Origin of the sequence: Paraburkholderia sp. RL17-347-BIC-D, from assembly GCF_046027915.1 — a bacterium.
In the GTDB taxonomy this organism is placed as follows: Bacteria; Pseudomonadota; Gammaproteobacteria; order Burkholderiales; family Burkholderiaceae; genus Paraburkholderia.
Genome location: NZ_JARESS010000001.1, coordinates 307,018 through 332,599, shown reverse-complemented (window position 1 = coordinate 332,599; position 25,582 = coordinate 307,018). Strand labels below are relative to the sequence as shown.

Below are 25,582 nucleotides of genomic sequence, written 5' to 3'. Positions count from 1 at the left end.
TCGCTCGATGGATGACGCAGCGCATCACCCCTTCAGGCTATTTCACATTGAACGCATAGTCGCCATGCGTGCGATGTCCGTCCGACGCCACGGCCACCCAATGCACCGTGTAGTGACCGGCCGCGAGCGGCGGCAGCGCCACGGCGATGAGCGCCGGCTGATGCTCGTCGACCGCGGCCTTCTGCGTGTTGACCTGCTTGCCGCTCGCGTCGGTCACCGTCAGCGAACTGAACGCCGCTTCGAGCGGCCCGTCGAAAATCACCCGCACCTGCGCGGGCGAGGCCACCGTCGCGCCCGCTCCCGGCTCCTGCTTTTGAGGGAACACGTGAGCGAAGGCCGCGCCCGCGAGCGCGAGGCCAGCGCACAGCGCCGCCAGTTTCGCCACGGAGTTAGTGCCGCGCAAACGTCGGTGTTTCATCGTGCCATTCATCATCACTCTCCTGCGTTACTGGAACAGCGGTTTGCCGATCGTGGTCGGCGCGACATCGTCGAAGAAAATATGCGCCTGCACCAGAATGCCCACATGCGAGCCGCTCGCACGATTGATCGGGATCTGCGCCTCGACGCCGAACTGCCCATAACGGTTGATCCAGATAAAGCCCGGATTGACCGTGCCGGTCGTCTGCCCCTGGCTGCGGGACAACGGAATTTCCACCAGCGGAATCAGGTTGGCGAACGGCTGCGGCAGGCCGACATCGCGCACATGCTGTTGCAGATACGGCAAGCTGTACTGCACGGTGAAGCCGTAATTGAAGGCGTTTGGCTGTCCCGCGCCGGTGGTCAGCGCCGGTCCCGCTTCGCCCGTGATGGCGATCGGCCGCAGATACGCCAGCGAATCGGGCAGATCGCCCATGCCCTTGCCGGCAAAGATGGTCGGCGAGATTGTCGAGAAGTTGTCGGCGATCGCGCGGCTGCCCGTGCCGCCGAGTTCGGCATCCACACCGACCGAGGTCATGAATTCGTGCGCGTCGTTGACGTACAGCAGGTACTTCAAGCCAACGCCGAAGTTGTCGAAGCCGTGCGCCCGCGGATTGTTCTGCATTGCATATGTGCCGTCGACGGACACCGCGAGCCGAGGTGTGATCAGCTTGTCGTATTCGAAGTCGAAGGTGTTGATGCTCTGGTCGCCGTTGTCGCCCGGCACGCGTTGATGGCCGAACTGAAGGTTGGCTTCGTCGCCGACGCCGGGGTCGTCGACGGCCATCGTCGATGGGAAGACGCGGTTGCCCGCAATCGCGTGAGCGCCGGCAAGCGAAGGGGCGCACAACAATGCGCCGGCAGTGGCCGCGAAAAGCGCCGCCGCGCGCAGCGGTTGCCTGCGGGGCGTTGTGTGGGTAAGCATGATTCATCCTGTTTCATGGGTCGTGACAATGCCGGCGCACGCAGTCGATAGGGACGCGCGGCGGCAACCGCGATGCATTCGATGCATCGCGCCGTGGTGACTCGAATCAGGATGCGGACGGAGGTGCCCGGGGTTGAGCGAAGGTGAGCGGTTCGACGCGGCGCACGCTCTCGAAGCGGGTCGCGACAGTGTGCTGCACAGCGCGGACGGTGACGACGAACAGTGCCTCGACGCTCGGCACGGCCGGCATGTGGGCGAGCAGGCTGCAATAGCCGCAGAGGTCGCCGTCGGACATGGCCGTGTGGTCGGCGTGTTTGTCGCCTGCTGGATCCGGCGCGCTCGACGTGACCGATGTCGCGTCCGGCGTGTCGTCCTGCATCGAGTCCATCGAGTCCATCGAACCCATGGACGCCATCGACGGCATGTCGCAATGCTCGGCTGACATGCCGCTTTCATCGCTGCGTGCGGCGAGCGTGTGCGAGATCGTCGGAGCGAGCGTGGCCATCAGGATCGCGAACAATCCCAGCCAACTGCCGATCTTCCGATAGAAACGACTCACGATGCGCCCGGCGACACGATGAGGAAGCTGTCGCGGATTATGCCACGGTCGATACCGCATTCCGGTCCTGATGCGGCAGTTATGTTGGGCATTTCACTCATGCACCACGCATGCAGCGCACGTCTTCGAAGGAGCCGCGCGGAGGGCCCGCGTCGCCAACCGGCAAGAGCTTCGCGACCGCCCGGTCAATAGAGCAAACTGCCGACGCCAAACCCACCGCGGACGGTGGACAATGCGATCATCCCGGCTCGGCACGGAGTGTCCATGAAAGCGCAGCGCCCGCGTCCCCCGCACTTTCCTGGCGAAGAGCCGCATGCCGAGTGGCGCGACCACACCCTGCTCTATGTCGTCGTGGCCGGGGTCATCATCCTGATGGTCACGCTGGTCGTCTGGCTGGTCGATCCGGCGCCGCCCAAGACGATCACCCTGAGCGCCGGTCCGCATGACAGCTCGTTTCTCGTCGCCGCCGAGCAGTACAAGAAAATTCTCGCCCGCAACGGCATCAAGCTGAACGTGCTGGAGTCCGACGGCTCCGTGCAGAACCTGCACCGTCTGCTGGACCCGAAAGAGCGCGTCGACGTCGCGCTCGTGCAAGGCGGCGTCGCCGACGGCCTCGACACCTCGTCGCTGATGTCGCTCGGCAGCGTTTTCTATATTCCTGTGGTGGTCTTCTATCGCGGCACGGGCCTGAGCCAGCTTTCGCAACTGGAAGGCAAACGCGTCGCGGTGGGCCGCGAAGGCAGCGGCACGCGGCTGCTGGCGCTCAAACTGCTGGATGCGAACGGCATCGAGCCGGGCGGCGACACCACGCTGGTGCCGAGCGACGGCATGCAGGCCGCCACCCAACTGGTGGCGGGTGACGTGGACGCCGCGATCCTGAACGGCGACTCGGCCACGCGCGGCCTGATGCTGCGCCTGCTCAAGGTGCCCGGCGTGTCGGTGATGAACTTCGCCGAAGCGAACGCGTATACGCGTCTCTTTCCCTATCTGGACCAGATCGACCTGCCGGCCGGCGTGCTGGATCTGAAGCGCAGGATTCCGCCCGAAACGGTGCATCTGATCAGTCCGACCGTCGAACTGGTGGCCCGTACCACACTGCATCCGGCCATTTCCGATCTGTTGATCGAAGCGGCGCAGGAAGTGCATGGCATGCCGGGCCTGTTGCAGCGCGCGGGGGAATTTCCGAGTCCCGTCGCACGCGAATATCAGATCAGCGAAGACGCGCAGCGCTACTACAAGACGGGCAAGAGCTTTCTGTATCGCACGCTGCCGTTCTGGCTGGCGAGCATCGGCGACCGCACGCTCGTTCTGCTGCTGCCGATGGCCGTGCTGCTGTTCCCGGCCATGCGCCTGATTCCGGCGCTCTATCGCTGGCGGGTGCGCTCGCGCATCTATCGCTATTATGGTTCGCTGATTGCGATCGAACGCGGTGCGCTCGCCGATTCGACCGACGAGGAGCGCGCGCGGCTCTTCGCGGAACTGGATCAGATCGAGGATTCGTTGAATCGGCTGCGCATGCCGCTCGCCTACGCCGACGCGTTCTATGTGCTGCGCGAACACGTCGGCTTCGTGCGCAGCCGGCTGGGGGCTGCGTCGCGGCTAGGCAGCCACCCCTAGGCGGGGTGGCGGGTTTTGCGCTTTTTGGGTGACGGGTAGTTGGGCGGTTCGGCCGGAAGCTGCGTGGGAGACTTCGGGCGCGGTTTCGTGCCGGGTGTCCTGCACATTTTCGTGTGCGGTGTCACCGATCAGCCGGCCGGCTCGTCGAGCCGGCCTACGCCTTACGCCTTCGCTTCGCCGTCCTGCGAAGCCGTGGCGGCCTCGGCCGGCGCATTCGCTGCTTCGGCAGTGGCCTGCGTGGTCGCTTCAGCGGGCGCTTGCGTGGCCGCTTCAGCGTTCGGCTCCGCGGCTGTCTCGGTGGACGCTTGCGAGGCTACTTCAGCCGTCGCTTGCGTGGCCGTCTCGCCGGCCGCATTCGCATTCGCGCTCGCCGCACCGGCTGCCGCCTTCTGCGCACCCCTGGCTGCGCGATGCGCCTGCAGACGCTGCGCGCCCGCGGCTTCCTGCGCCGTGACCTTGCCCGCCTCGGCGCCCGTCAGATCGACGCGAGCCGCGCCTTCCACGAGACATTTCCAGTAGCGGCTGCCACGGCACCACGTCTTGATCGCGTCGCGCAATTCCGCTTCGCTCAACGACAGGTCCTTGGCGTGCACCACCAGGTCTTCGAAAATACCGACCTTGAGCGGCAGCTTGGGCGCCGGATTCTTCGGGAAGGCAATGGGGAAGCGCTTCTGCAGCCGCCCGATCGATTTCACCACCGGATCCACGGGCTTCGCGTCCACTGGCGGTTTAGCGTCGGACGCGGCTGCGGGCGCGGCACGGCGCGGCGGCGCGGGCTTGCGGGCAGGCCTCGCGCCCGGCTTGGACGCGTCCTTTGCAGCAGGCTTGGAAGCGTCCTTAGCGGGCTTGGAAGCGTCCTTCGAAGCAGGCTTGGCGCCGGACTTCGCGGCAGGCGCAGCCTCGCGGCGAGCCGCGGCCAATTGCTTCTTCAGTTCAGCGAGTTGTTCGAAACCCATAGCGCACAATCAATCGAGAAAGACGAGATTGTAGCAGCGTAAGGAAACACGCTCGTGACGACGCCGCGAGCCGCGCCGCGCGAGGCTCCGTGCGGGGTTGCGCGAGTGTTACCCTGTAGGCTCGGCGCGGCACGGTTAAACTCGATGTTTGCGGCCCTTCCCGCCCCCTTCCGGCCCCGTCTCCGCCCCCTTTTTGTCCCTTCCCGGCCCCGCTCCCGCGCTTCATGGACCTCAAGCAAATCCAGTATTTCATCGCGCTTTTCGAAGACGGCTCCGTCACGCGCGCGGCGAAACGGCTCAATATCGTCCAACCCGCGCTCAGCATGCAGATTTCGAAGCTCGAAACCGAATTGCGCCAGAAACTCTTCGAACGCGGGCCGCACGGCATGACGCCGACCGACGCGGCGCGCCAGATGTATCGCCTGTACACGCCGATCATGCGCGACATCGAACGGGCGCGCGACCAGTTGAGCCGGCAGGATGCGATCGTCACGGGGCGGGTGTCGCTCGGCATGGTGTCGTCGGAGGCGGAAAGCGTGCTGCCGGAGTCGCTCGCCAGATTCAACGCGATGTTCCCGCAGGTCGAAGTGTCGGTTGCCGACGGCTTCAGCGCGCAGTTGATCGACGCGGTCGAAGCCGGCCGGCTGGATGCGGCCATCATCAACAAGCCGCGCGGGCGTCTCACGCTCGACGTGGTGCCGTTGCTCGACGAGGAAATGGTGCTGGTGACGAGCGCCGCGCTCGGCCCCGACCTGCCGCCGACCGTCGATCTCGCGAAACTGGCCGGCATCGAACTGGTGCTGCCGACCCGCCGCAATGGCTTGCGCGGCGTGCTGGACGCGGCGCTGCTGGCCGCCGACGTGGTCATCAAGCCGAAGTTCGAGATCGACCTGCTCAACACCATCGTGCAGTTCGTCGAACAGAGCGGCGTCGCGACGATCCTGCCGCGCGTGGTGGTTCAGCGCAAGGTCGACGAAGGCGTGCTGTGCGCGCGCGCCATCGCGTCGCCGCCGATCGTGCGGCACATCATCCGCGTGAGCCATCCGAAGCGGCCGATCGGGCCGGCGGCGCATGCGCTGATCGATATCATCGGCGAGGAGATCCGGCGTGTGACTACCGGTGTCCCGGCCGGCTGAAACGTCGCCAGGCCACCCGCCCAACCCGCGACCTAAACCGCCTCGCGCACGGGCCCCTCCTCAAGCCTCCCACGCGTTTCCGGCACGACGAACGCGCCGATCAGGAAAATCACGCTGATCGCCCCGACGAAGATCGCCAGCGTCATCGGCAACTCGCTCGCGTCTTTCGCCACCAGGGAGACGGCGGTCGGCATTATCCCGCCGATCGCGAAGCCGATGTTCCAGGAAAGCCCCGTGCCGGTCGCGCGAATCGCCGTCGGAAACCGTTCGTTCAGGAAGATCAGGACCGGCGCGTAGCCGGCACTGCCAAGCGCGCTGAGAATCACCGCGTACACGCCGATCATCGTGATGCTTTGCGCCGTGGGCAGCAGCAGGAACAGCGCGGGCAACGCGAACAGGCGAATCAGGCCGAGCCAGATGAAAGCGCTCTTGCGCCCGATGAACGTGCTCAGATGCCCCGCCGCAACCGACGCGATCACCACCGCCACACTGCAGATCAGCAGGATCGCCGCCGCGGCACCGTTCGGAGCGTGGCTCACCACCTTGAGAAAGGTCGGCAGATAGCCCGAGGTCAGGTAATAGCCGCTGCCGCCGCCGATGGTCAGCAGCAGGTTGACGAACAGAATCGAGCGATAGTCGCGGGAAAACAGCGTGCGCACCGGCGAGCGCACGATTTCGACGGGCGCATCGAGCTTCTGCGCCGCGGCCTTGGCGGCCTTCTCGGCGGCGAGCTTCTTCCACAGCGGCGACTCTTCGAGGCTGCTGAAAACGAACAGCCCGAGCACCGAACTGATGATGCCGGTGAAGAACATGCAGCGCCAGCCCCACACATCGAACGATGGGCCGGGGAACAGCGCCGACATCGCCAGATACGTGAGCGAGGCGAGCAACGCGCCGAGGCCTGCTCCGCCGCCGCCGATCAGCCCCGACACCGCGCCGCGATATTTCGGCGCGACCGATTCCGTGCCGATGGTATGCGTCGACGCCACCACGCCGCCCACGAACACGCCCTGCACGAGGCGCAACACGAGGAACAGGATCGGCGCGGCGAGGCCCACCTGCATGACGGTCGGCAGCACGCCGAACGCGGCCGTGGAAAGACCGACGCCGACCACCGCGATGATCATCGCGCCCTTGCGTCCGTGGCGATCCGCATAGGAGCCGAACCATGCCGAGCCGAGCGGGCGCATCAGCAGCGTCACGGCAAACGACGCATAAACCGCGGCGAGCGAGAGCATCGCGTGTTCGGACGGGAAGAACAGCCGCCCCACCACCGGCGCGACGAACAGCAACACGAACAGATCGAACAGATCCAGTGCCCAGCCGAGGCACGAGGCCATTACCGCACCCATCACTTGCCGCTGGTCTACCGCGGGCAAGGCGGCGCCATTTTGCGCTGCTACGGACATCGTCATCTCCTTGACTGTCAGCGGGCCGTCTCTCGATCGTCCGCGTTTGTAGGCACGCTCTCTTGCGCGCGCTCTTGGTGGTGTTAAGAAACCTTATGGCGAGGCCGCGGTGAGCGGCGCCGTATTCGATGCTGCGTTTGCCTCGCGCCGCGCGAGCATCGCGTCGGCGATTTTTTCGGCCATCGTGATAGCCGGGACAATGAAGTCTTCGAGCGCGCCCGACTCGGCCAGCAGCGCGGACATGCGTTGACCCCGCGTGAAGAAACGCTCCATCCCCCTGTCTCCTTTGTCGACCGGAGTTGGCGCTTTAGCGCTTACTCCGGTCCCATGCAAGGCTGTCGACCGGAGTTAGCGCTTTAGCGCTTACTCCGATCCCATGCAACCTGGCCGCTGTCTTCCCATTCGCCGTCGTGCGGCGGTCGCATTAACTTCCGCGAAACACCGGCTTGCGTTTGCCGTGAAATGCCTCGACGCCTTCGCGGAAATCGTCGGAAGTGCGCAGACGGCTATAGCAGTGCCCTTCGAGTTCGATCGCGATCGACAGCGGCGCGTCCTCGGTGTCGTTGAGCAGCTTCTTCGCGGTGCGTTGCGCGAGCGGCGAGAACGCGCGCAGCTCGTCCACCAGCGCGTCGGTCGTGGCTTCGAGTTCCGAGTCGGCCACGCACTCGACCGCGATGCCCCACTCGTAGGCCTGCTTGCCCGGAATGCGGCGCGAGCGCATCACGATGTCCTTGGTGCGGCCGATGCCGACCATCTGCTGCAAACGGGCCGAGCCGCCCGACCCCGGAATCTGGCCGAGCTTCTGTTCCGGCAGCGCGTAAAAAGTGGTGTCGGTGGCAATGCGGAAGTCGCACGCGAGCGACAGTTCGAAGCCCACGCCGAAACAGAAGCCGCGGTTGGCGGCGATCACCGGCTTCGAGCAGCGCGCGGGCGCGGCGATATTCCAGGCAAGCTTCGACACGGTTTCCGGCGATGCTTCGAGAAAGCCCTTGATGTCGCCGCCGCTCGAAAAGTGCTCGCCCTTGGCGCGCACCACGATCACGCGCACGCGCGGATCTTCGTCGAGCGCCTCGAAGGCGGCGCGCAACTGGTCGCGCGCATGCATCGAAATCACGTTCAGCGGCGGCCGGTGCAGGATGATGTCGGCCCGCTCGCGTTGCGCGTCGATCTCGATGGAAAAGCCGTCGAGATCTTGCAGCAGGCTCTGGCCGCGGTGGGTCAGGTCGGTCATGAGGTTACTCCTTGGTGGTTTCCGTGTGACGTGCAATGGATTCGCCGCGCGTGTCGCGTTGGTACTCGCCCGCGGACAGCTTGCGGCGCAGGATCTTGCCGACCGGCGACTTCGGTATGTCGTCGACGAACACGTATTCGCGCGGACGCTTGAAGTTGACGAGGTCGGAGGTGCGGCAGTGCGCATCGAGCGTGTCGGCGTCGACGTAATCGCGGCGCTTGACGAAGGCGACCACGCGCTGGCCCCAGCGCTCGTCCTTCACGCCGGCCACCGCGACCTCGTCGACCGCGGGATGCAGCGACAGCACCGACTCGATATCGACCGGCGAGATGTTCTCGCCGCCGCTGATGATCATGTCGTCGACGCGGCCCGACACGTACAGGTCGCCTTGCGCGTCGAAGAAACCGGTGTCGCCCGTGAAATACCAGCCGTCGCGCAATGATTTGGCGTTCGCATCGGGACGGTTCCAGTACCCTTCGAAGGCTTCGTCGCCGAGCAGGTCGGCGATGATCTGGCCTTCCTCGCCCACTTGCGCGAGGTCTTCGGGCGTGTGGGCGTCGAGCCTGACGACGCGCAAACGCGTGTTGATGCCCGCGCGCCCTGCACTGCCCGGCTTGCGCGTGGCGTCCTGATCGATGCTGAAGGTGTAGACCTCGGACGAGCCGTAGTGATTGACGAACAGTTCCGGTTCGAACGCCGCCGAGAGGCGCTTGAGCAAACCGTCGTTCATCGGCGCGCCGGCAAAACCGAGCTTCTTCACCGTCGTCGTATTAATCGACGCGAAAGCCGGATCGGCCAGCAGATCGTGATACAGCGTCGGCACCAGATAGAGACACGTGAGCTTGTGCTGCGCAATCGCATCGAGTGCGAAGCGCGCATTCCAGCGGCGCACGCAGACGAACAGGCCGTCCACGAGTGCCATCGAGAGCAGCGAGCGCACGCCCATCGTGTGATAAAGCGGCATCACGCCGAGCGTGCGCTCGCCGTGGCCATACAGATTCTGCGCGACATGCGCGAGCGCGGCGGCGCGTTCATGACGATGACGGCGCGGCACGCCCTTCGCCTTGCCGGTGGTGCCCGAGGTGTAGAGAATCAGCGAGTAGTCGTCGGCATTCGCGCAGGTGTGCCCGGCGTTCGGCGCGTCCGGCGTGCTGTGCGCCATCAGTGTTTCGAAGCTCGCGGTGCGGCCCTGCGCGTCGTCGAGACCGATACGCGGCAGACGTTGCGCTGCGGGACTCTGCGCGACGGCATCGGCGCAAACCGGTTCGTACACGATAGCCTTCACACCGGCATCGGTCACGCAGTATTCGAGTTCATCGGGTTTCGCACGCCAGTTCAGCGGCACGATCACCACGCCCGTGAACTGGCAGGCCCAATGCAAGGTCGCCATTTCCCAGCGGTTTTGCAGCACCGCCAGCAAGCGGTCGCCATGCGCGAGGCCCAGGCCGCGCAGACCTTCGGCCACCTTCATGATCAGTCGATGCCACTGCGCATACGTCAGCGTCAACTCACCGTCGACGAGCGCGAGTGCATCGGGGCTGCGTTCCACGCTCTGCAGAAAGGTTCGGCCGAGGTCAAGCATGAGCGGCCTCCACGGTCTCGCCAGCCGTCTTGCCTTGCCGGCGCCGCGAAGCCACGTCGAGCACCGCGGCGACGATCGGCGTATAGCCCGTACAGCGGCACAGATGGCCCGAGAGCATGTCGCGCACCTGCGCTTCGCTCGGATCGGGCACGCGCTGCAGATAGTCCGCGCACGACATCAGAATCCCGGCGGTGCAGAAGCCGCACTGCAACGCGTGGTGACGCTGGAACGCCTGCTGCAAGTCTCCGAGTTTCATGTCGGGCGCGAGTCCCTCCACGGTGTCGATGCGGCGTCCCTCCGCCTGCACCGCCAGCATCAGGCACGAGCGTCCCGCCACGCCGTCGACGTGCACCGTGCACGCGCCGCACACGCCGTGTTCGCAGCCGACGTGCGTGCCGGTCGCGCCCAGTTCGTGACGGATGAAATCCGACAGCAGTTCGCGCGACTCGCAATAGCCGCTGCGCTCACGGCCATTGAGCGTCAGCGTGACGCACTGCCGTTCGCCCTGCCGCATCACGTGCACGACGTTGCCGTTCGATGTGTTGCTCACTTCGCCTCCTCGATTACGCGCCATCCGAGTTGCCGGACCAGATGCCGGCGATACGCCGCGCTGATATGCGCGTCGTCCTGCGCGCCCAACTTCCAGCTCAAATCGTTCAATGCGCTGCGCAGATCCTCGTCACGCAGACGCGGCCATTGCTCGACCACCGGCCGGTCCGCGACGCCGCCCACCGCGAGGCGGATCGAATCGCTCGTCACGACGGCCGCGCAAGCAACCATCGCGAAGTCGCCGTGGCGCGCGGAGAATTCCGTGAAGCCGTAGCGTTCGCCCGGCCGCTTCAGCGGAAAGCGCACGGCTTCGACGAGTTCATCCGGCTCGCGCGCGGTCATCAACATGCCTTGAAAAAACTCGGCGGCGGGCAGCACGCGATGTTTCTTTTTCGAGCGCAGCATCACGTCGCCGCCGAGCGCGGCCAGCACCAGCGGCAGTTCCGCGCTCGGGTCGGCGTGCGCTATCGAACCGCACACCGTGCCGCGATTGCGGATCTGGAAGTGCGAGATGTGCGGGAACGCCATCGCCAGCAACGGCACTTCGTCGCGCAGAGATTCACGCCACTCGACGCTGCCCTGCGTCGCCGCCGCGCCCACCACCAGCAAGCCCGCCTTGTGATCGACACGCACCGAGTTCAGTTCGTCGGTGCGCGAGATGTCGATCAGCATGCGCGGCTGCGCGAGCCGCATGTTCAGCACCGCCATCAACGACTGGCCGCCGGCCAGCACGCGTGCGTCCTCGCCGCTTTGCGCGAGGGCGTCGAGCGCATGCTGGGTGGTCATGGCGCGCAGATAATCGAACGGCGCGGGTTTCATGCCTGTCTCCTGAAACGGGCGAAGAGGCGCGAGAGCCACGAGCCACCGGTTTGAACCGGCTTGCCCGCCGCCTGACGGCCGAGCGATTCGAACAGTTGCCGCAACACGACCTTGGCCGCGCCTTCGAGCATGCGGCCGCCGACCGCCGCGACCTTGCCCGACACCTGGGCTTCGTAGTCGTACGAAAGACGCGTGCCGTTTTCAATCGGCGTCAATTCGACGAGGCCGCTGCCGCGCGCGCTGCCGAGCGACGACATGCCCGCGCCAGCCAAACGCAGCCGATGCGGCGCGTCGATTTCCGACAGGCCGATCTTCGCTTCGAAACGCGCCTTGATCATGCCGACGCCGACCGTCACGTCGGCGCGATACTGATTCGTGCCTTCGGCTTCGAGCGCATGGCAGCCGGGAATGACCTTGGCGAGCGCGTTCGGATCGAGCAGCACGGCAAAAATCGCTTCCGGCGCTGCCGGCAGATCGACGCTGCCCTGCGCGGTAAGCGCCTTGCCGCCGCCCGGCAGCGCCGGTTTGGCCGCTGCGGCTTCACGCAACTCGGGACGCGACGGCGCGGGATCGTCGATGCCGATCAGCGCCATCACTTTCGAAGGCGTCAGCGGCAAACGGATATCGTCGACGCCGAGCGCGTCCGCCACCGCATTCGCGATGCACGGCGGCGTGCTCATGTTGTTGCCCTCGCCGAGTCCTTTCGCACCGAGCGGCGTGAACGGCGACGGCGTCTCCAGATGCACGATCACCGGGTCGGGCACTTCGCAGGTGGTCGGCATCAGATAGTCGGCGAGCGTGCCGGACTGGAAGCTGCCGTCCGCGCCGTAGCGGAATTCCTCCATCAACGCCGCGCCGAGCCCTTGCGCGAAGGCGCCGCGAATCTGGCCGTCGGCGAGCGCGGGGTTCAGCAGCGTGCCGGCGTCGTGCGCGGTGACGTAGCGGTCGATCCGCACACGGCCGGTGGCGCGATCCACTTCGACCCCGCACATGTCGAACGCAAAGCCGTAGGCCGCCGATGTGTTGACGCGATCGTTCTCGTCCGGCGCCGCCATGTTCGGCGGATTCCAGAACACCGTCTCGCGCAGACCGGGTTCTTCGCCCTCGGGCAACAGCGCGGGCGCCCAATGCGGCGCATTGGCGGCGACGCGGCCGAACGGCTGCGCGCGATCCTCGGCGCCCTTTGCAAAGATGCGGCCTTCTTCAGAACGGACATCGTCCGGCGCGCAGCCCAATTGTTTCGACACGATGCGCGCGATCTTGTCTCGTACGCGCACCGCCGCCAGATGCACCGTGCCCGCCACCGCACCGGCAAAGCGGCTCGAATAATTGCCCGCCGCCACCGACCACGCATCCTTGTGTGTATCGAATTCGACATTGACGACGACATCGTGCGGCGAGACGCCGAGCACGTCCGCGACGACTTGCGCGCACACCGTCATATGCCCCTGGCCCGCGGGCGTCGACGCAATCGTCACCACCACGCCGCCGAGCAGATCGACGCTCACCGTCGCGCTCGCGATCGCGCCGCTCTTCGGTCCGGCTTTCTTGCGCGCGTCGGCGGGCATTACCGTCGTGATGTAGCCCATGTTCGACACCGACGGTTCGACGATTGCCGCAAAGCCAATGCCGTACAGACGTCCTTCCTTGCGTGCCGCCTCGCGACGCGCATGCAGTTCGTCATAGCCGCCTTCGGCCAGCGCGCGGCGCAGCGCTTCCTGATAGTTGCCCGAATCGAGCAGCGCGCCGGCCGCGGCGCGATACGGGAACGCATCGGCGGCGACGAAGTTGCGGCGGTACACATCGAGCACATCGAGCTTCAGTTCGAGCGCGATGCGCTGCATCAGCCGTTCGAGCGCGAAATACACCTGCGGTCCGCCGAAGCCGCGCACTAGCCCCGTCGGCGTCTTGTTGGTCAGCACGACGCGGTTGCGCACCAGCAGATTGTCGATCGCATACGCGCCGGTCAGGCAGCCGTGCATGCGATAGAACGTGGCCGGTTCCGGCGCGCGCAGATAGCCGCCGCAGTCTTCGAGTTGATCGTAGGAGAGCGCCGTGATGCGGCCGTCGTTTTCCACCGCCGCTTCGAGTGTCGATACGCGCGCGGTCGCGGAAGTGGCCGCGCTCAGATGTTCGAGCCGGTCCTCGACCCATTTCACCGGCGCACCCGCCTTGCGCGAGGCGAGACACATCAGCACAACGTAAGGAAACACCGCCTGCTTCACGCCGAAGCTGCCGCCCGAATCGCGCGGCGCCTTGTGACGCAAACGGTTGGCGGGCACGTTCAGCGCCATCGCCATCACCGCGTGCAGCGAGAACGGGCCCATGAAATTCGACGTGACGTCGTAGCCTTCATCGCCCGCCAGATACTCCGCGATCACCACGCCGCATTCGATCGGCGCGCAGCTATTGCGCGGATAATGCGCGACCAGTTTCACGCGATGCGGCGCTTTCTCGAACGCCGCTTCCGGCTCGCCGTAGCGGAAGTGCCGGTCGCTGATCACGTTGCTGCCGACCTTCTCGTGCAATACCGGCGACTGGTCGCTTGCCGCCTGTTCGATCGATGTGACCGGATCGAGCGTCGCGTACTCGACCTTGAGCAGATCGAGCGCGTCTTCGGCGATGGCGCGCGATTGCGCCAGCACCACCGCCACCGGTTCGCCGACATAGCGCACGCGGTCCATCGCCAGCGCCCACTGTTCCATCGGCGATTTCACGCCGACCAAGAAGGGCCGCGACCACGCGCGCAGGTCGTCGCGTGTCAGGATCGCGCGCACGCCGGGCAGTTTCGCGGCGGCATCCGTGTCGATCGACACCAGTTCGGCATGCGCGTGCGGCGAGCGCAGGATGGCGGCGTGCAGCGTGCCGGGCCGGATGCCGATGTCGTCGCCGTAACGGCCGCGACCGGTGAGAATCGCGGGATCTTCCAGACGCTCCATCGGGCGGCCGAGATGACGCTGCGGGCGCTTGTCCAGTTCCGGCTCGCGGTCCTGCGTCGCCGTGTCGCCTGCGTGAAGCGTGTCGCGCCGATTCATTGGTCCGCTCCCGATTCGCGGCGCTGCGCGAATTCGTCGGCGAGTCCGCTCCAGCGCTGCGCGATCTCGCGATGCTCGATACCGAACAGATCGAGAATCCGCCCCACCGTGTGGTCGACCACGTCCTCGATGGTCGTGGGATGCGCATAGAACGCGGGCACCGGCGGCATGACGATCCCGCCCATCTCGGTGACGGAAGTCATGTTGCGCAAATGCGCGAGATTGAGCGGCGTTTCGCGCGCGACCAGCACGAGCCGGCGGCGCTCCTTGAGCATCACATCGGCGGCGCGCGTGAGCAGGTTGTCGGCGAAACCGTTGGCCACGCCCGCGAGCGTCTTCATCGAGCACGGCGTGATCACCATGCCCGCCGTGATGAACGAACCGCTCGCCACGGCCGCGCCGATGTCGCGCACGTTGTAGACCACGTCGGCGAGACGCTCCAGATCGCCGCGCGTCATGCCGAGTTCCTGCGCCGCCGTGACCGCGCCGGAGGCCGACACGATCAGATGCGTCTCGTGCGTGCCGAGGCGCCGCAACGCGGCGAGCAGACGCACGCCGATCAGCGCGCCGCTCGCGCCGGATATGCCCACGACGATACGCTCACGTTTGTGTTCAACCATGTGCGCCACCCAGATAGCTGTCGAACGCGGCGTTGTCGGCGGCGATCAGCGCGTCCAGATTCACCGTGTCCTGACCGGGAATGCGCACCCGCGTGAATACGTGCGACGGGTACACCACCGGCCGTGTAGCGTCGAGTCCCATTTTCGCGCTCACGCCTTGCAGATGCGGCGGCGCGTCTTCCGGCTGACCCACGGTGGTCGACGGATCGAGCGGCGAGCCTTGCGCGCCTTCGATCACGACCAGACCGCGATCGGCCTGAAAACGCGTGGCAATCGCCCATTCGATTTCGGCCGGGTCGTGCACGTCGACATCGGTATCGACCACCACCACCTGTTTGATGTCGTAGTGCGCACCGAACGCGCACAGAATCACGTTCTTCGCTTCGCCCTCGCGCTTCTTTTCGAACTGCACCCACAGGTGATAACGGCACACGCCGCCCACGGAGAGATGCACGTCCTTCACATTGGGATGACTACGTTGCAGATGCGCCAGCAAAGTCGCCTCGCGCGGAATCGCGCCGAGCAGCAGATGCTCCATTTCCGCCGGCACGATCGTATGAAAGATCGGCTTCTCGCGATGCGTCACCGCGGTGACTTCGATCACTTCACGCGCTTCCTGAGCGCTGTAGTACTTCGGAAATTCGCCGAACGGGCCTTCCGGTTCGCGCACGTTGGGCAGAATGCGCCCTTCGATCACGATCTCCGCGAAGGCCGGCACGTTCACGCCGTTGCTCACGCACTTGACCACCGGCAGCGGCGCGCCGTGCAGCGCGCCGGCGATTTCCAGCTCGTCGGAATCGATCGGGGAAATGGCTTGCGAGGCGAGCATCGTCAACGGATCGACGCCGATGGCGATCGCGACGTCGAGCGCGTCGCCCGCCTCTTCCGCGGTTTTCTGGAATGCATACAGATGGCGCGGCAACAGCAGGATCGCCATGCGATCGGGTCCATGCACCTGAATGCGGTTGATGGACACGTTCTGCACGCCGGTACGCGGATTGCGTGCAATCACGAGACCCGCGGTGATGTACGGCCCGTTGTCGTGCTCGCTATGCGTAGGAATCGGCAGCTGCTTGTGAAGATCGATGCCGCTGGTATGCACGACCTGCTGGCAGGCCGCTTCGGCACGCGGGATTTCCTTCGAAGGAACCGGCTGATCGGCCGCGTCGCGAAAGCGCGCCAGCAGATCGGCCTCGGCCACACCCATCGCTTCCGCGATCCACGCGCGCCGCGACATGAAACCGCTGACCACCGGTACGTCGTGACCGCCCGGCTTCGTGAAGAACGCGGCTTGCGTGCCGTCCAGCCGCTTTGCAATCGCGGCGAGTTCGTGTTCGAGCGCGACCGGCTTGTCGATCGTCGCGACCCGGCCTGTGCGCGCCAGATGCGCCAGCCAGTCGCGCAGCGTGAGCGCGGCGGACGGGCGGGCCCACGTCAGGTGAAAAGTACCGTGCGATGCGGCATCGCGAGTATTCATCTACGTCTCCATCAATGCCTGGCTTCATGTCCGAACCGGACGGCCAGTTGATGATGGAAGCGTAACGAGATCAGCGTATAACTTCTAATATTGATTATTGATGCGTCGAATCATTCCCGATGATATGCGTGTTAGCACCAATGACAGGTAATTGTAGGCAGGATATCAATAGACACCGCGCGGGCGGGGGCGCATGCGCCACCGTCGGCTGAGGGTTTGGGAGCGTCCGCGGCACACGGTGCTGGCCTTTATCTGATATGGCGCGTCATTCTCATTATGTTTGCTGATGTTTTATTCATACCAACATGGACCTTAGGCAAATCCAGTATTTCATCGCGCTCTTCGAGGACGGTTCGGTCACGCGGGCGGCGAAACGCCTGAACATCGTGCAGCCCGCGCTCAGCATGCAGATCGCCAAACTCGAGGACGAACTGCACCAGCAGCTCTTCGAGCGCAACGCGCACGGCATGGCGCCGACTGCCGCCGGCCGGCTCATGTATCGGCTCTTTCTACCGATCATGCGCGATCTCGCGCATGCACGTCAGCAACTCGTGCAGCGCGACGAGGTGGTGACCGGCCATGTGTCGATCGGGCTGATCGCGTCGGTTACGGAAAGCGTGCTGGCCGACGCGCTGTCGCGTTTCCACGCGCGCTACCCGCATGTCGAGGTGACCGTGGCGGACGGCTACAGCGCGACCTTCATCGACTGGGTGGCGGGCGGTCAGCTCGACGCGGCGCTGATCAACAAACCGCGCGCACGTCTCTCGCTCGACGCGCAGCCCTTGCTCGACGAGGAAATGGTGCTGGTGACGAGCGCCGAGCACGGCCCCGAGTTGCCGCATGCGATCGAACTCGCGCAACTGCCCGAACTGGAGCTGGTGTTGCCGACCAAGCGCCACGGCTTGCGCGGCGTGCTCGATACAGCCGCGCAACATGAAGACGTGCTGCTCGCGCCGCGCTTCGAGATCGACGTGTTGAGCACGATCGTGAAGCTGGTGGAAAGCACGCACTTCGCGACCATCCTGCCGCGTATCGCCGTGCAGCGCGCGGTGCGCCTGGGCAGCCTGCGCGCTTATCCGATCCTCGCGCCGCGCATCGTGCGGCATATCGTGTGTGTGAGCCATCCGCGCCGCCCGTTGAGCGCCGCGGCGGATGCGCTGGTGTCGATCATCGCCGACGAATTGCGCCAGGTGTCGAGCGCACCGGAACTGGACGCGACGCTAAACGGGCCGCCCAGTGATGCATCGAACGATCAGCGTTCATCGCCCTTGTCCAGGGAGCGCTCCGTATGAATGCCGCGCCATGAAGCAATGGCCGTCAGCTTTTGACGGCCACCGGCGCGTCGACGTCATGCGCCTTCAGACCGGACACGGTCACACGCAAGCCGTGCCGGCCCTCGTTGTTGCGCAGCGAAAGGTCCATCTGATGCCGCTCGGCGATACGCGACACGATCGCGAGCCCGAGGCCGCTGCCCTCGCCTTGCGCTTCCTCGCCGCGATAGAAGCGGTCGAAGACCCGTTCGAGTTCGGCCTCCGGAATGCCCGCGCCGGTATCGACGACCTCGAAGCCAACGCGCGTACCGGCACGCTTCAGGATCACGTCGACACGGCCGCCGCGCGGCGTATGCCGGATCGCATTGTTGATCAGATTGCCGAGCAGCACGCTCATGCCGTGCGGCTCCGCCAGCACGGTATAAGCATCGCCCTCCGTGCGCGCGCCCTCGCATTCCAGGCCGATGTCGATCTCCTTCGTTTCCGCCAGCAACGAAAAATCACCCACGGCCTGCTCACCGATCCGGCGCAAGCTGACCGGCACCATCGACGTGACCGGATGCGCGTCTTCACGCGCCAGCGTCAGCAGTTGCTGCACCAGGTGAATGATGCGGTTGACGCGCCCTTCGACGCGCTCGAGCGTTTGCCCTTCGCCCTTTAACGAACCGTCGCGTGACGCCGCCTGCAATTGCAGCTTCAGCGCGGCGAGCGGTGAGCGCAACTCGTGCGCGGCATCGGCAATGAAGGTGCGCTGTGCCTGCGACGCCGTGTGCAGTCGCTGCAGCATATCGTTGAGGGCTTCGACCAGCGGCTTGATTTCGACCGGCACGCTGCCGTCCAGACGCAGCGGTTCGAGCGAGTCGATGGTGCGGGTGGACAGCGCGCGCGACAGCCCGCCGATCGGCGCCAGCCCGCGCGCCACCACCAGCAGGACCAGCACGATCGTCACCGGCACCAGCACGCCGAGCGGCCAGAGCGTGTGCAGCGCGAGTTGCAGCGCAAGGTCCTCGCGCACGGAGATGGGCTGCGCCACCTGGATATAACGCTGCGCCTGCTGCACGGCGAATGTTCGCCAGTGATACTCGCCGCGCTCCACCGTGTTGAAGCCCGCGGGCTGACGCGGAAACACCGGCGCCTGCAGCGAGTGATAGATGAGCTTGCCGGCAGCGTCCCAGATTTCGATGACGACCCGGTCGTCGGCCAGACCACCGAGGTCGGGGTTGCGATGTTCACCGTCGCCCGCACCGGCGAGGTTCGACGGCAGCGACAGCGCGATCGTGCGCAACTCGTAGTCGAACAGTTCGCTCGCTTCCTCGCGCGCCGTGTGAAAGATGCCGTAGCCGGCCACGCCCGAGGCAACCGCCAGGCCGAAGATCAGCCAACCCAGCAGCCAGCGGCGAATCGACTTCATCAGCACCTCTTCAGACGGTAGCCCACGCCGCGCACGGTCACCACCTGCTCCGCGCCGATCTTGCGCCGCAGGCTATGGACATGCACTTCGATGGTATTGCTGCCCACCTCCTCGCCCCAGCCGTACAGTTTCTCTTCCAGCTCGGCCTTGGTGAACACGCGCGTCGGCTCTTCGATCAGCGCCTGCAGCAGCGCGAATTCGCGCGGCACGAGCGGCAGCGACTCGCCGGACTTGGTGACTTCGTGCGCGGCGGGGTCGAGCGTGAGCTCGCCGTGGGCGTAGACCGGCTGCTTCTGGCCGGTGCGGCGTCTGAGCAGCGCACGCACGCGCGCGGCCAGTTCGTCGAGGTCGAATGGCTTGATCAGATAGTCGTCGGCGCCGGCGTCGAGGCCGCGAATCCGTTCGTCGACGGCGTCGCGAGCCGTCAGGATGATGACCGGCGCGGCGCCGCCGCCCTTGCGATAGGCGTTGAGGACGTCGATGCCGTCCTTCTTCGGCAAGCCGAGATCGAGCAGCACGAGGTCGTACACACCATTGTCGAGCGACAGCTCCGCCGCGCGGCCGTCTTCGGCCCAGTCGATCGCGTAGCCGGCGCGGCGCATCGCGCCCAGTACCGTTTCCGCAATCATGTCGTCGTCTTCGACCAGTAGCAGACGCATGGTCTCTCCTCTCCCGTGTTGGCCCCGGCATTGTCTCGCCCGGTAGCTTAACGCTTCCTTATGGCTTGCTTATGTTTTCCTGAAGCGACGCTGAAGGGACGCTTAAATTGGCGTTAAGCGTGTCTTAAGCAGTCCATCAGCAGAATCGGCTCCTGTTCGCGGCATCCCTGCGCGGATGCCCTATTTCTTCGTTCAGGAGCCGGATTTGCCCGTTATCAATGCCGCAACGGCGGCTATATCGGCGACCGTGTCTGGGTTCGCCGCGCCGGCCGAGCCCGCGGTCAAACACACTTCGCGACCATACGACCGGCTGCGCGCGCTCGTGCCGCTCTGCGCGCTGCTGATGGGCGGCTGCACGTGGTATCACCGCGAGCCGCTCGCGCCGCAGGACACGTCCACCTCCGCGCATTCGCTCGAACGCATCCGTATCGATCCGTCGAGCATGCCGCTGCTGGAATTGGCCGCGCATCGCTTCGACCCGTCCGACGGGCTTGATATCGACGAAGTCGCGATGCTCGCGGTGGCCAACAATCCCGACCTCAAGCTGGCCCGCGACGACCTCGGCATCGCCCGCGCGCAGGCCTACTCGGCGGGTCTGCTGCCCGACCCGCAACTGAGCGTATCGAGCGATTATCCCGGCCAGATCGGCACCACGCGCGCGTTCAGCTACGGGTTGAGCATGGACGTGATGGCGATCGTCGTGCGCAGCGCCAACCAACAATCAGCCGACGCCACCGTCGCCAAAACCGATCTTGGTCTGCTGTGGCAGGAATGGCAGATCGTCGCGCAGGCGCGGCAGTTGTTCATCAAGACGCGCTTCCAGCAGGACACGTTGCCGCTTTTGCAGCGTCAGCGCGACCTCGCGCGCACGCGCTACGAACGCATGGCGGAAGCACGCCGCGACGGCAACCTCACCGACGACACGCTGAATGCGGCGCTCCTCGCCTATAGCGACGCACGCAAGCAATACACCGACGCCGAACGCGCAGCCGAGCAAACGCACCACGATCTGAACGCGCTGCTCGGCGTCTCGCCCGAGGTGCAGTTGCAACTCACCGGCGGCGAAGACATCGAGCCGCTCTCCGACACGACGCTCGACGCCGCGCTCGCCGGATTGCCTCGACGCCGCCCCGATCTGATCGCGCTGCAAGCCGGCTACGAGGCGCAGGAACAGAAATATCGCGCCGCGATTCTCAGCCAGTTTCCGAGTCTGTCCGTGGGCTTCGTGCGGGCGCGCGATACCTCGAACATCTACACGAGCGGCTTCCAGATCAACTTGAGCCTGCCGATCTTCAACCGTAACCAGGGCAACGTCGCGATCGAGCAAGCGACCCGCCAGCACCTGCGCGACGAATATCAGGCGCGGCTGAACAACGCTTACGCGGATGTCGCGCATCTGCGCGCGGACAACACGATCCTCACACGGCAGTTGCAGCAGACCGAGGCCGCCTTGCCTGATGTCGACGTAGCCGCCAACGACGCGGCCGCGGCCTACGCGGAACACAACCTCGCGCTCGGCGCGTACACCGACGCGCAAAGCGCCGCGCTCACCAAACAGATCGACGTCGCGACGTTGCGCGAGTCGCTCGCCGAACAACGCGTCGGCTTGCAGGCGCTGCTCGGCAGTGCGATTCCCGATGCCTACTCCACCGCTCTGACTGACTCCGACTCTCATGCGAAATAGCCAGACTTCAGCGCTGCGGCCGCGCATTGCCGCCGGTGCGATTTTTATCGCCTGCGCCACGTTGCTGTGCGCCGGCGTTCATGCGGCCGGTGCCGCAAGCGCCGCGGCAGCGCCCGCCGCCGACGCCGCCGATCAACCGGTGGTCGCCGTCCAGACCGTGCACGTGCAGCGCGCCGAGATCGCGCAGCCGGTGCGGGCATATGGCATCGTCGCGGCGTCCGCGTCGAATCTCACCACCGTCAATCTGCCGTATACCGCGCGTATCGTGCAGATGCGCGTGCAGCCTGGGCAAACCGTGGCGCGCGGCACGCCGCTCTTCGTCGTGCAGGCCGACCCTGCCGCCGTCCTCGCGGCCACCCAGGCGAAAAGCGCCGTGACACTCGCACAAGGCGAGCTGGCGCGCACGCAATCGCTGTACGACAAAGCGCTCGCCACCCAGTCGCAACTCGCCAGTGCCCGCAAGGCTGCTGACGACGCACAGCAGGCGCTCGCCGCGCAGATCCAGACAGGCGTGGCAAGCGGCAACAAGATCATCACCGCGCCAAACGACGGCGTGGTGCTGCAGGTCACGGCCGCTCAGGGCGACCAGGTGCAGCCCGGCGCGGCGATCCTGCAACTCGCCGGCGGCAGCGGCAAGGACGCGCGCGCCAACGTGATGCTCGGCGTCGAACCCGCCGATGCCGCCGCGATCCACGCCGGCGACACCGTCACGTTGCACGGCCTGTCCGCGTCGTTCGCGAAGACTTCGGTGAACGGCCACGTCGCGCTGGTCGGCGCGTCCGTGGATCAGCAGAGTCAACTCGTCGACGTCGGCGCGAACGTGCCGCTCGGTCAGACTGCCTTCATTCCCGGCACGCGCGTAAGCGCCGATATCGCGACCCGCAGCGGCACGCACTGGATCGTGCCGCGCGCCGCCGTGCTGAAAGATGACAACGGTGCGTACGTGTTTCAGATCACGCCGCAGAACAAGGCGCGCCGCGTGGCGGTGACCACGCAGGTGGAGAACGGCGACCGCTACGGTGTGGATGGCCCGCTCGACGCCGGTGAGGGCCTCGTGGTCAGCGGCAACTATGAGTTGAAGGACGGCATGGCGGTGCAAACCAGCGGAGGCGCGCCGCGATGAATTTCGGTCAATGGATGCAGAAGCACCGGCGCTCGCTGCTGTTCGTGATCGCGTTGCTGGCGATGGCGGGCGCACTGACCGCGTTCCGCCTGCCGATCTCGCTGTTCCCGAACGTCGCGTTTCCGCGTGCGGTCGTCTCGCTCGACGCGGGCGACCGCCCCGCCGAACAGATGGCCACGCTCGTCACGATGCCTGTGGAAGAAGCGCTGCGACGCGTGCCGAACGTGCGCGACGTCGAATCGAAAACGAGCCGCGGCGCAGCCGAAATCTCGATCAATTTCGACTGGGGCACCGACATGGCGCAAGCCACCTTGCAGGCGCAGTCGGCCATCAGCGAAATACTCGCGACGCTGCCGCAAGGCACCTCGATGCAGGTGCGGCGCATGGACCCCACCGTGTTTCCGGTGCTGGCGTATAGCCTGACTTCGCAGCGGCAGTCGCTCTCCGCGCTGCACGATCTCGCGCAATTCCAGATGCGGCCGTTGCTGTCTTCGGTGGAAGGCGTGGCGCGCGTCGACGTGACGGGCGGCGATCAGGACGAGTTCGAAGTCGCGATCGATCCCGCCCGCCTCGCCGCGTACAAGCTCTCGCTGTCCGATGTGTCGAAGGCGATCGGCGCGAGCAATGTGCTGATGGCGAACGGCCGCATCGAGGATCACTACAAGCTCTACCTCGTGATCGCCAACACCACCATTACGCGGCTCGACGAACTGCGCAATGTCGTGGTATCGGCCAACGGCGCGACGCAGATCAGCCTCGGCGACATCGCGACCGTACGCGCTGGCGTGGTGCCGCAATGGATGCGCGTCACCGCCGACGGCCAGGACGCCGTGCTCATCAACGTGTATCAGCAGCCGGGCGCGAACAGCGTGGCGATGGCCAAGGCGATCCGCGCGAAGCTCGCCGATTTCCAGCATCAGATGCCGGCCGGCGTGCATCTGTCGAATTGGTACGACCAGAGCGAACTGGTGATCGCCTCGGCCACCAGCGTGCGCGACGCGATCATGATCGGCGTGGTGCTGGCGGCGTTGACGCTGTTCGCTTTCCTGCGCAACTGGAAGATCACCGCGATCGCCGTCGCGCTCGTGCCGGTGGTGATGGCCGCGACGATCCTCCTGCTCGACGTGTTCGGCATGGGCTTCAACATCATGACCCTCGGCGGCATGGCAGCCGCCGTCGGTCTCGTGATCGACGATGCGATCGTGATGATCGAACACATCGTGCGGCGCATGCGCGAGGGCGGCGCACGCGCGTTTCATGGCCGCGTGATGGCGGCGGCGCTCGAATTCACGCGACCGCTGGCCGGGTCGTCGGCGGCAACGCTGATCATCTTCGTGCCGCTGGCGTTTCTATCCGGCGTGACGGGTGCGTTCTTCAAGGCGCTCTCCGTGACCATGGCAAGCGCCCTGTTCATCTCGTTTCTCGTCACGTGGCTCGCGGTGCCGATTCTGTGCGACCGCTGGCTGAACCCGAAAGACGCCGAGGAACACCAGGAAACCCGCTTCGCCTCGTGGATGAACCGGCGCTACGCGTTTCTGGTCGAGCGCGTCACCGCGCGGCCGGTGCTCGTGTTTTTGGGCCTGCTGCCGTTGATCGTGGTGGCCGCGTTCGCGTTCACTCGCGTGGGCAGCGGATTCATGCCGAGCATGGACGAAGGCGGTTTCGTGCTCGATTACCACACTGAACCGGGCACATCGGTGACGGAGACCGACCGCTTGATGATGCAGATCGAGAGCATCATCCGCGCGAATCCGAATGTCGCGACCTATTCGCGCCGCACCGGCGCCGGTCTTGGCGGCGACCTGAACGAGCCCAACAAGGGCGACTTCTTCGTGCGGCTGAAGTCTGGCAACCGCGAACCGATCGACACCGTGATGGAAGAAATCCGCTCGAAGATCGAGACTCAGGTGCCGGGCGTGAGTATCGAACTCGCGCAGTTGATGGAGGATCTGATCGGCGACCTGACGGCGGTGCCGCAACCGGTCCAGATCAAGATCTATTCCGACGACCCGAACACGCTCGACACGACCGCGCGCAAGGTCGCGGCGCAAATCGGCAAGATCCAGGGCGTGGTGGACGTGAACGACGGCATCAATCCGGCCGGCGACGCCCTCGAATTGCACATCCGCCCGGAAGCGGCGGCCGCCGAAGGCATGGACCCGCAGTCGATCGCTCAGGCCGTCTCCGATATGGTGGAAGGCAATGTGGCCACGCAATTCCAGAGCGGGCCGAAAACGGTCGGCGTGCGCGTGCGCGTGGCCGGCGCAATGAAGCTCACGGATACGCAACTGGGACAGTTGCAGATTCGCGCGCCAGACGGCCACCTGTTCGCGCTCGATCGCGTCGCCGATCAGGTGACGGTGACCGGCCAACCGGAAATCAGCCGCGACAATCTGAAACGGATGGTGGCGGTGACCGCACGCATCGACGGCCGCGATCTCGGCTCGACGATCGCCGACGTGCAGAAGACACTCAGCGATAAGGCTCTATTGCCGAGCGGCGTGTATTACGAATTGGGCGGCCTGTATCAGCAGCAGCAGATTGCGTTCAAAGGGCTGCTGAGTGTGTTCGGTGCGGCGATCGCGCTGGTGTTCGGTTTGCTGCTGTTTCTGTACGAGCGCTTTCGCGTCGCGCTGGCGGTCATGGCGATGCCGTTGCTGGCGGCGGGCGCGGTGTTCATCGGCTTGTGGATCACCGGCATCGAGTTGAACATCTCCGCGATGATGGGGATGACGATGATCATCGGCATCGTGACCGAGGTGGCGATTTTTTATGTGTCGGAGCTGCAGGGGCTCGTGCGGGATGACGAAATGCCATTCGAGGAAGCGTTACTGAGCGCCGGGCGCAATCGTCTGCGTCCTATCGCGATGACGACGATCGCCGCGATTCTGGCGCTGCTGCCGCTGGCTTTTGCATTGGGGCAAGGGTCCGCGATGCAGCAGCCGCTGGCGATCGCGATTATCTCGGGGCTGATTGTTCAGTTGCCGCTGGTGTTGCTGTTGCTGCCGGTGTTGTTGAAGTTGTTGATGAAGAAGGAGGCGATTTAAGCCGCGCTATGCGGCCCGCGCGGCTTCCGGTGTGTGCGCCTGTGGCTCGCCGCGG

The 25,582-nt window shown here is 65.6% G+C and carries 21 protein-coding genes; 6 read left to right on the top strand and 15 right to left on the bottom strand.

Annotated features, from left to right (window positions below; all coding sequences use genetic code 11):
- Positions 1 to 37 precede the first annotated feature (37 nt).
- The 3 genes from P0D96_RS01580 to P0D96_RS01570 form a co-directional block, all read right to left on the bottom strand.
- Entirely contained in the window at positions 38 to 430 is a 393-nt protein-coding gene (locus P0D96_RS01580; protein WP_408311659.1) for a copper resistance CopC family protein, read from the bottom strand.
- Positions 431 to 445: 15 nt separating this feature from the next.
- On the bottom strand, positions 446 to 1,342 hold the full coding sequence (locus P0D96_RS01575) for a hypothetical protein (protein ID WP_408282019.1): 897 nt from the start codon (positions 1,340 to 1,342) through the stop codon (positions 446 to 448).
- Positions 1,343 to 1,448: 106 nt separating this feature from the next.
- Positions 1,449 to 1,901 (bottom strand): DUF2946 domain-containing protein, encoded by a 453-nt coding sequence (locus P0D96_RS01570; protein WP_408311013.1) that lies wholly within the window; start codon positions 1,899 to 1,901, stop codon positions 1,449 to 1,451.
- A 264-nt stretch (positions 1,902 to 2,165) separates the two neighbouring features.
- On the opposite strand from P0D96_RS01570, the gene P0D96_RS01565 reads away from it, so the two are divergent.
- Positions 2,166 to 3,518 carry a TAXI family TRAP transporter solute-binding subunit gene (locus P0D96_RS01565; RefSeq protein WP_408176536.1) on the top strand — a complete coding sequence of 451 codons (1,353 nt, stop codon included), beginning with the start codon at positions 2,166 to 2,168 and terminating at the stop codon, positions 3,516 to 3,518.
- A 161-nt stretch (positions 3,519 to 3,679) separates the two neighbouring features.
- Here P0D96_RS01565 and P0D96_RS01560 read toward each other — a convergent pair whose 3' ends face one another.
- Positions 3,680 to 4,474, bottom strand: coding sequence for a ProQ/FinO family protein (locus P0D96_RS01560; RefSeq protein WP_408311011.1), 795 nt, complete (start codon positions 4,472 to 4,474; stop codon positions 3,680 to 3,682).
- A 224-nt stretch (positions 4,475 to 4,698) separates the two neighbouring features.
- Here P0D96_RS01560 and P0D96_RS01555 point away from each other — a divergent pair, with 224 nt between their 5' ends.
- Positions 4,699 to 5,610 carry a LysR family transcriptional regulator gene (locus P0D96_RS01555; protein WP_132374310.1) on the top strand — a complete coding sequence of 304 codons (912 nt, stop codon included), beginning with the start codon at positions 4,699 to 4,701 and terminating at the stop codon, positions 5,608 to 5,610.
- Between the two features lie 32 nt (positions 5,611 to 5,642).
- Here P0D96_RS01555 and P0D96_RS01550 read toward each other — a convergent pair whose 3' ends face one another.
- From P0D96_RS01550 to P0D96_RS01510, 9 genes are all read right to left on the bottom strand, one after another.
- A complete protein-coding gene (locus P0D96_RS01550) occupies positions 5,643 to 7,019 on the bottom strand; it encodes an MFS transporter (protein ID WP_408282010.1) in 1,377 nt (458 codons plus the stop codon).
- Positions 7,020 to 7,112: 93 nt separating this feature from the next.
- Positions 7,113 to 7,292 (bottom strand): hypothetical protein, encoded by a 180-nt coding sequence (locus P0D96_RS01545; protein WP_408176530.1) that lies wholly within the window; start codon positions 7,290 to 7,292, stop codon positions 7,113 to 7,115.
- Between the two features lie 151 nt (positions 7,293 to 7,443).
- Positions 7,444 to 8,250, bottom strand: a complete 807-nt coding sequence (locus tag P0D96_RS01540) for an enoyl-CoA hydratase/isomerase family protein (RefSeq protein ID WP_310815005.1) — start codon at positions 8,248 to 8,250, stop codon at positions 7,444 to 7,446.
- A gap of 4 nt (positions 8,251 to 8,254) precedes the next feature.
- Complete coding sequence (locus tag P0D96_RS01535; RefSeq protein WP_408311008.1) at positions 8,255 to 9,832, bottom strand: AMP-binding protein; 1,578 nt, start codon at positions 9,830 to 9,832, stop codon at positions 8,255 to 8,257.
- A complete protein-coding gene (locus tag P0D96_RS01530; protein WP_408311656.1) occupies positions 9,825 to 10,346 on the bottom strand; it encodes a (2Fe-2S)-binding protein in 522 nt (173 codons plus the stop codon). The genes P0D96_RS01535 and P0D96_RS01530 overlap by 8 nt, the downstream gene beginning before the upstream one ends.
- A gap of 32 nt (positions 10,347 to 10,378) precedes the next feature.
- Positions 10,379 to 11,200 (bottom strand): FAD binding domain-containing protein, encoded by an 822-nt coding sequence (locus P0D96_RS01525; protein WP_408311006.1) that lies wholly within the window; start codon positions 11,198 to 11,200, stop codon positions 10,379 to 10,381.
- Positions 11,197 to 14,235 carry a xanthine dehydrogenase family protein molybdopterin-binding subunit gene (locus tag P0D96_RS01520; RefSeq protein WP_408311003.1) on the bottom strand — a complete coding sequence of 1,013 codons (3,039 nt, stop codon included), beginning with the start codon at positions 14,233 to 14,235 and terminating at the stop codon, positions 11,197 to 11,199. Before P0D96_RS01520 ends, P0D96_RS01525 begins: the two co-directional genes overlap by 4 nt.
- Positions 14,232 to 14,855 carry a UbiX family flavin prenyltransferase gene (locus tag P0D96_RS01515; protein ID WP_408176524.1) on the bottom strand — a complete coding sequence of 208 codons (624 nt, stop codon included), beginning with the start codon at positions 14,853 to 14,855 and terminating at the stop codon, positions 14,232 to 14,234. The genes P0D96_RS01520 and P0D96_RS01515 overlap by 4 nt, the downstream gene beginning before the upstream one ends.
- Positions 14,848 to 16,332, bottom strand: coding sequence for a UbiD family decarboxylase (locus tag P0D96_RS01510; RefSeq protein ID WP_408176523.1), 1,485 nt, complete (start codon positions 16,330 to 16,332; stop codon positions 14,848 to 14,850). Before P0D96_RS01510 ends, P0D96_RS01515 begins: the two co-directional genes overlap by 8 nt.
- Positions 16,333 to 16,637: 305 nt before the next feature.
- Between P0D96_RS01510 and P0D96_RS01505 the strand changes: the two genes are divergently transcribed.
- A complete protein-coding gene (locus P0D96_RS01505; protein ID WP_408176521.1) occupies positions 16,638 to 17,624 on the top strand; it encodes a LysR family transcriptional regulator in 987 nt (328 codons plus the stop codon).
- Positions 17,625 to 17,649: 25 nt separating this feature from the next.
- On the opposite strand, the gene P0D96_RS01500 is transcribed toward P0D96_RS01505, so the two are convergent.
- Both P0D96_RS01500 and P0D96_RS01495 read right to left on the bottom strand, forming a co-directional pair.
- A complete protein-coding gene (locus P0D96_RS01500) occupies positions 17,650 to 19,014 on the bottom strand; it encodes a sensor histidine kinase (protein WP_132374299.1) in 1,365 nt (454 codons plus the stop codon).
- On the bottom strand, positions 19,014 to 19,673 hold the full coding sequence (locus tag P0D96_RS01495; protein WP_408176520.1) for a response regulator: 660 nt from the start codon (positions 19,671 to 19,673) through the stop codon (positions 19,014 to 19,016). The genes P0D96_RS01500 and P0D96_RS01495 overlap by 1 nt, the downstream gene beginning before the upstream one ends.
- Before the next feature lie 205 nt (positions 19,674 to 19,878).
- Between P0D96_RS01495 and P0D96_RS01490 the strand changes: the two genes are divergently transcribed.
- From P0D96_RS01490 to P0D96_RS01480, 3 genes are read left to right on the top strand one after another with little or no spacing between them, the layout of a single operon-like run.
- Positions 19,879 to 21,357, top strand: a complete 1,479-nt coding sequence (locus P0D96_RS01490; RefSeq protein ID WP_408176519.1) for a TolC family protein — start codon at positions 19,879 to 19,881, stop codon at positions 21,355 to 21,357.
- Positions 21,347 to 22,480, top strand: coding sequence for an efflux RND transporter periplasmic adaptor subunit (locus P0D96_RS01485; RefSeq protein WP_408176518.1), 1,134 nt, complete (start codon positions 21,347 to 21,349; stop codon positions 22,478 to 22,480). Before P0D96_RS01490 ends, P0D96_RS01485 begins: the two co-directional genes overlap by 11 nt.
- Positions 22,477 to 25,527 (top strand): efflux RND transporter permease subunit, encoded by a 3,051-nt coding sequence (locus P0D96_RS01480; protein ID WP_408310998.1) that lies wholly within the window; start codon positions 22,477 to 22,479, stop codon positions 25,525 to 25,527. Before P0D96_RS01485 ends, P0D96_RS01480 begins: the two co-directional genes overlap by 4 nt.
- The last annotated feature ends 55 nt before the right edge of the window (positions 25,528 to 25,582 follow it).

What these genes read in the sequence shown, in the direction of transcription:
- P0D96_RS01580 (WP_408311659.1), bottom strand. Translation starts at nt 430, where the DNA reads ATGAATGGCACGATGAAACACCGACGTTTGCGCGGCACTAACTCCGTG.
- P0D96_RS01575 (WP_408282019.1), bottom strand. Translation starts at nt 1,342, where the DNA reads ATGCTTACCCACACAACGCCCCGCAGGCAACCGCTGCGCGCGGCGGCG.
- P0D96_RS01565 (WP_408176536.1), top strand. Translation starts at nt 2,166, where the DNA reads ATGAAAGCGCAGCGCCCGCGTCCCCCGCACTTTCCTGGCGAAGAGCCG.
- P0D96_RS01560 (WP_408311011.1), bottom strand. Translation starts at nt 4,474, where the DNA reads ATGGGTTTCGAACAACTCGCTGAACTGAAGAAGCAATTGGCCGCGGCT.
- P0D96_RS01555 (WP_132374310.1), top strand. Translation starts at nt 4,699, where the DNA reads ATGGACCTCAAGCAAATCCAGTATTTCATCGCGCTTTTCGAAGACGGC.
- P0D96_RS01550 (WP_408282010.1), bottom strand. Translation starts at nt 7,019, where the DNA reads ATGTCCGTAGCAGCGCAAAATGGCGCCGCCTTGCCCGCGGTAGACCAG.
- P0D96_RS01545 (WP_408176530.1), bottom strand. Translation starts at nt 7,292, where the DNA reads ATGGAGCGTTTCTTCACGCGGGGTCAACGCATGTCCGCGCTGCTGGCC.
- P0D96_RS01540 (WP_310815005.1), bottom strand. Translation starts at nt 8,250, where the DNA reads ATGACCGACCTGACCCACCGCGGCCAGAGCCTGCTGCAAGATCTCGAC.
- P0D96_RS01535 (WP_408311008.1), bottom strand. Translation starts at nt 9,832, where the DNA reads ATGCTTGACCTCGGCCGAACCTTTCTGCAGAGCGTGGAACGCAGCCCC.
- P0D96_RS01530 (WP_408311656.1), bottom strand. Translation starts at nt 10,346, where the DNA reads ATGCGGCAGGGCGAACGGCAGTGCGTCACGCTGACGCTCAATGGCCGT.
- P0D96_RS01525 (WP_408311006.1), bottom strand. Translation starts at nt 11,200, where the DNA reads ATGAAACCCGCGCCGTTCGATTATCTGCGCGCCATGACCACCCAGCAT.
- P0D96_RS01520 (WP_408311003.1), bottom strand. Translation starts at nt 14,235, where the DNA reads ATGAATCGGCGCGACACGCTTCACGCAGGCGACACGGCGACGCAGGAC.
- P0D96_RS01515 (WP_408176524.1), bottom strand. Translation starts at nt 14,855, where the DNA reads ATGGTTGAACACAAACGTGAGCGTATCGTCGTGGGCATATCCGGCGCG.
- P0D96_RS01510 (WP_408176523.1), bottom strand. Translation starts at nt 16,332, where the DNA reads ATGAATACTCGCGATGCCGCATCGCACGGTACTTTTCACCTGACGTGG.
- P0D96_RS01505 (WP_408176521.1), top strand. Translation starts at nt 16,638, where the DNA reads ATGGACCTTAGGCAAATCCAGTATTTCATCGCGCTCTTCGAGGACGGT.
- P0D96_RS01500 (WP_132374299.1), bottom strand. Translation starts at nt 19,014, where the DNA reads ATGAAGTCGATTCGCCGCTGGCTGCTGGGTTGGCTGATCTTCGGCCTG.
- P0D96_RS01495 (WP_408176520.1), bottom strand. Translation starts at nt 19,673, where the DNA reads ATGCGTCTGCTACTGGTCGAAGACGACGACATGATTGCGGAAACGGTA.
- P0D96_RS01485 (WP_408176518.1), top strand. Translation starts at nt 21,347, where the DNA reads ATGCGAAATAGCCAGACTTCAGCGCTGCGGCCGCGCATTGCCGCCGGT.
- P0D96_RS01480 (WP_408310998.1), top strand. Translation starts at nt 22,477, where the DNA reads ATGAATTTCGGTCAATGGATGCAGAAGCACCGGCGCTCGCTGCTGTTC.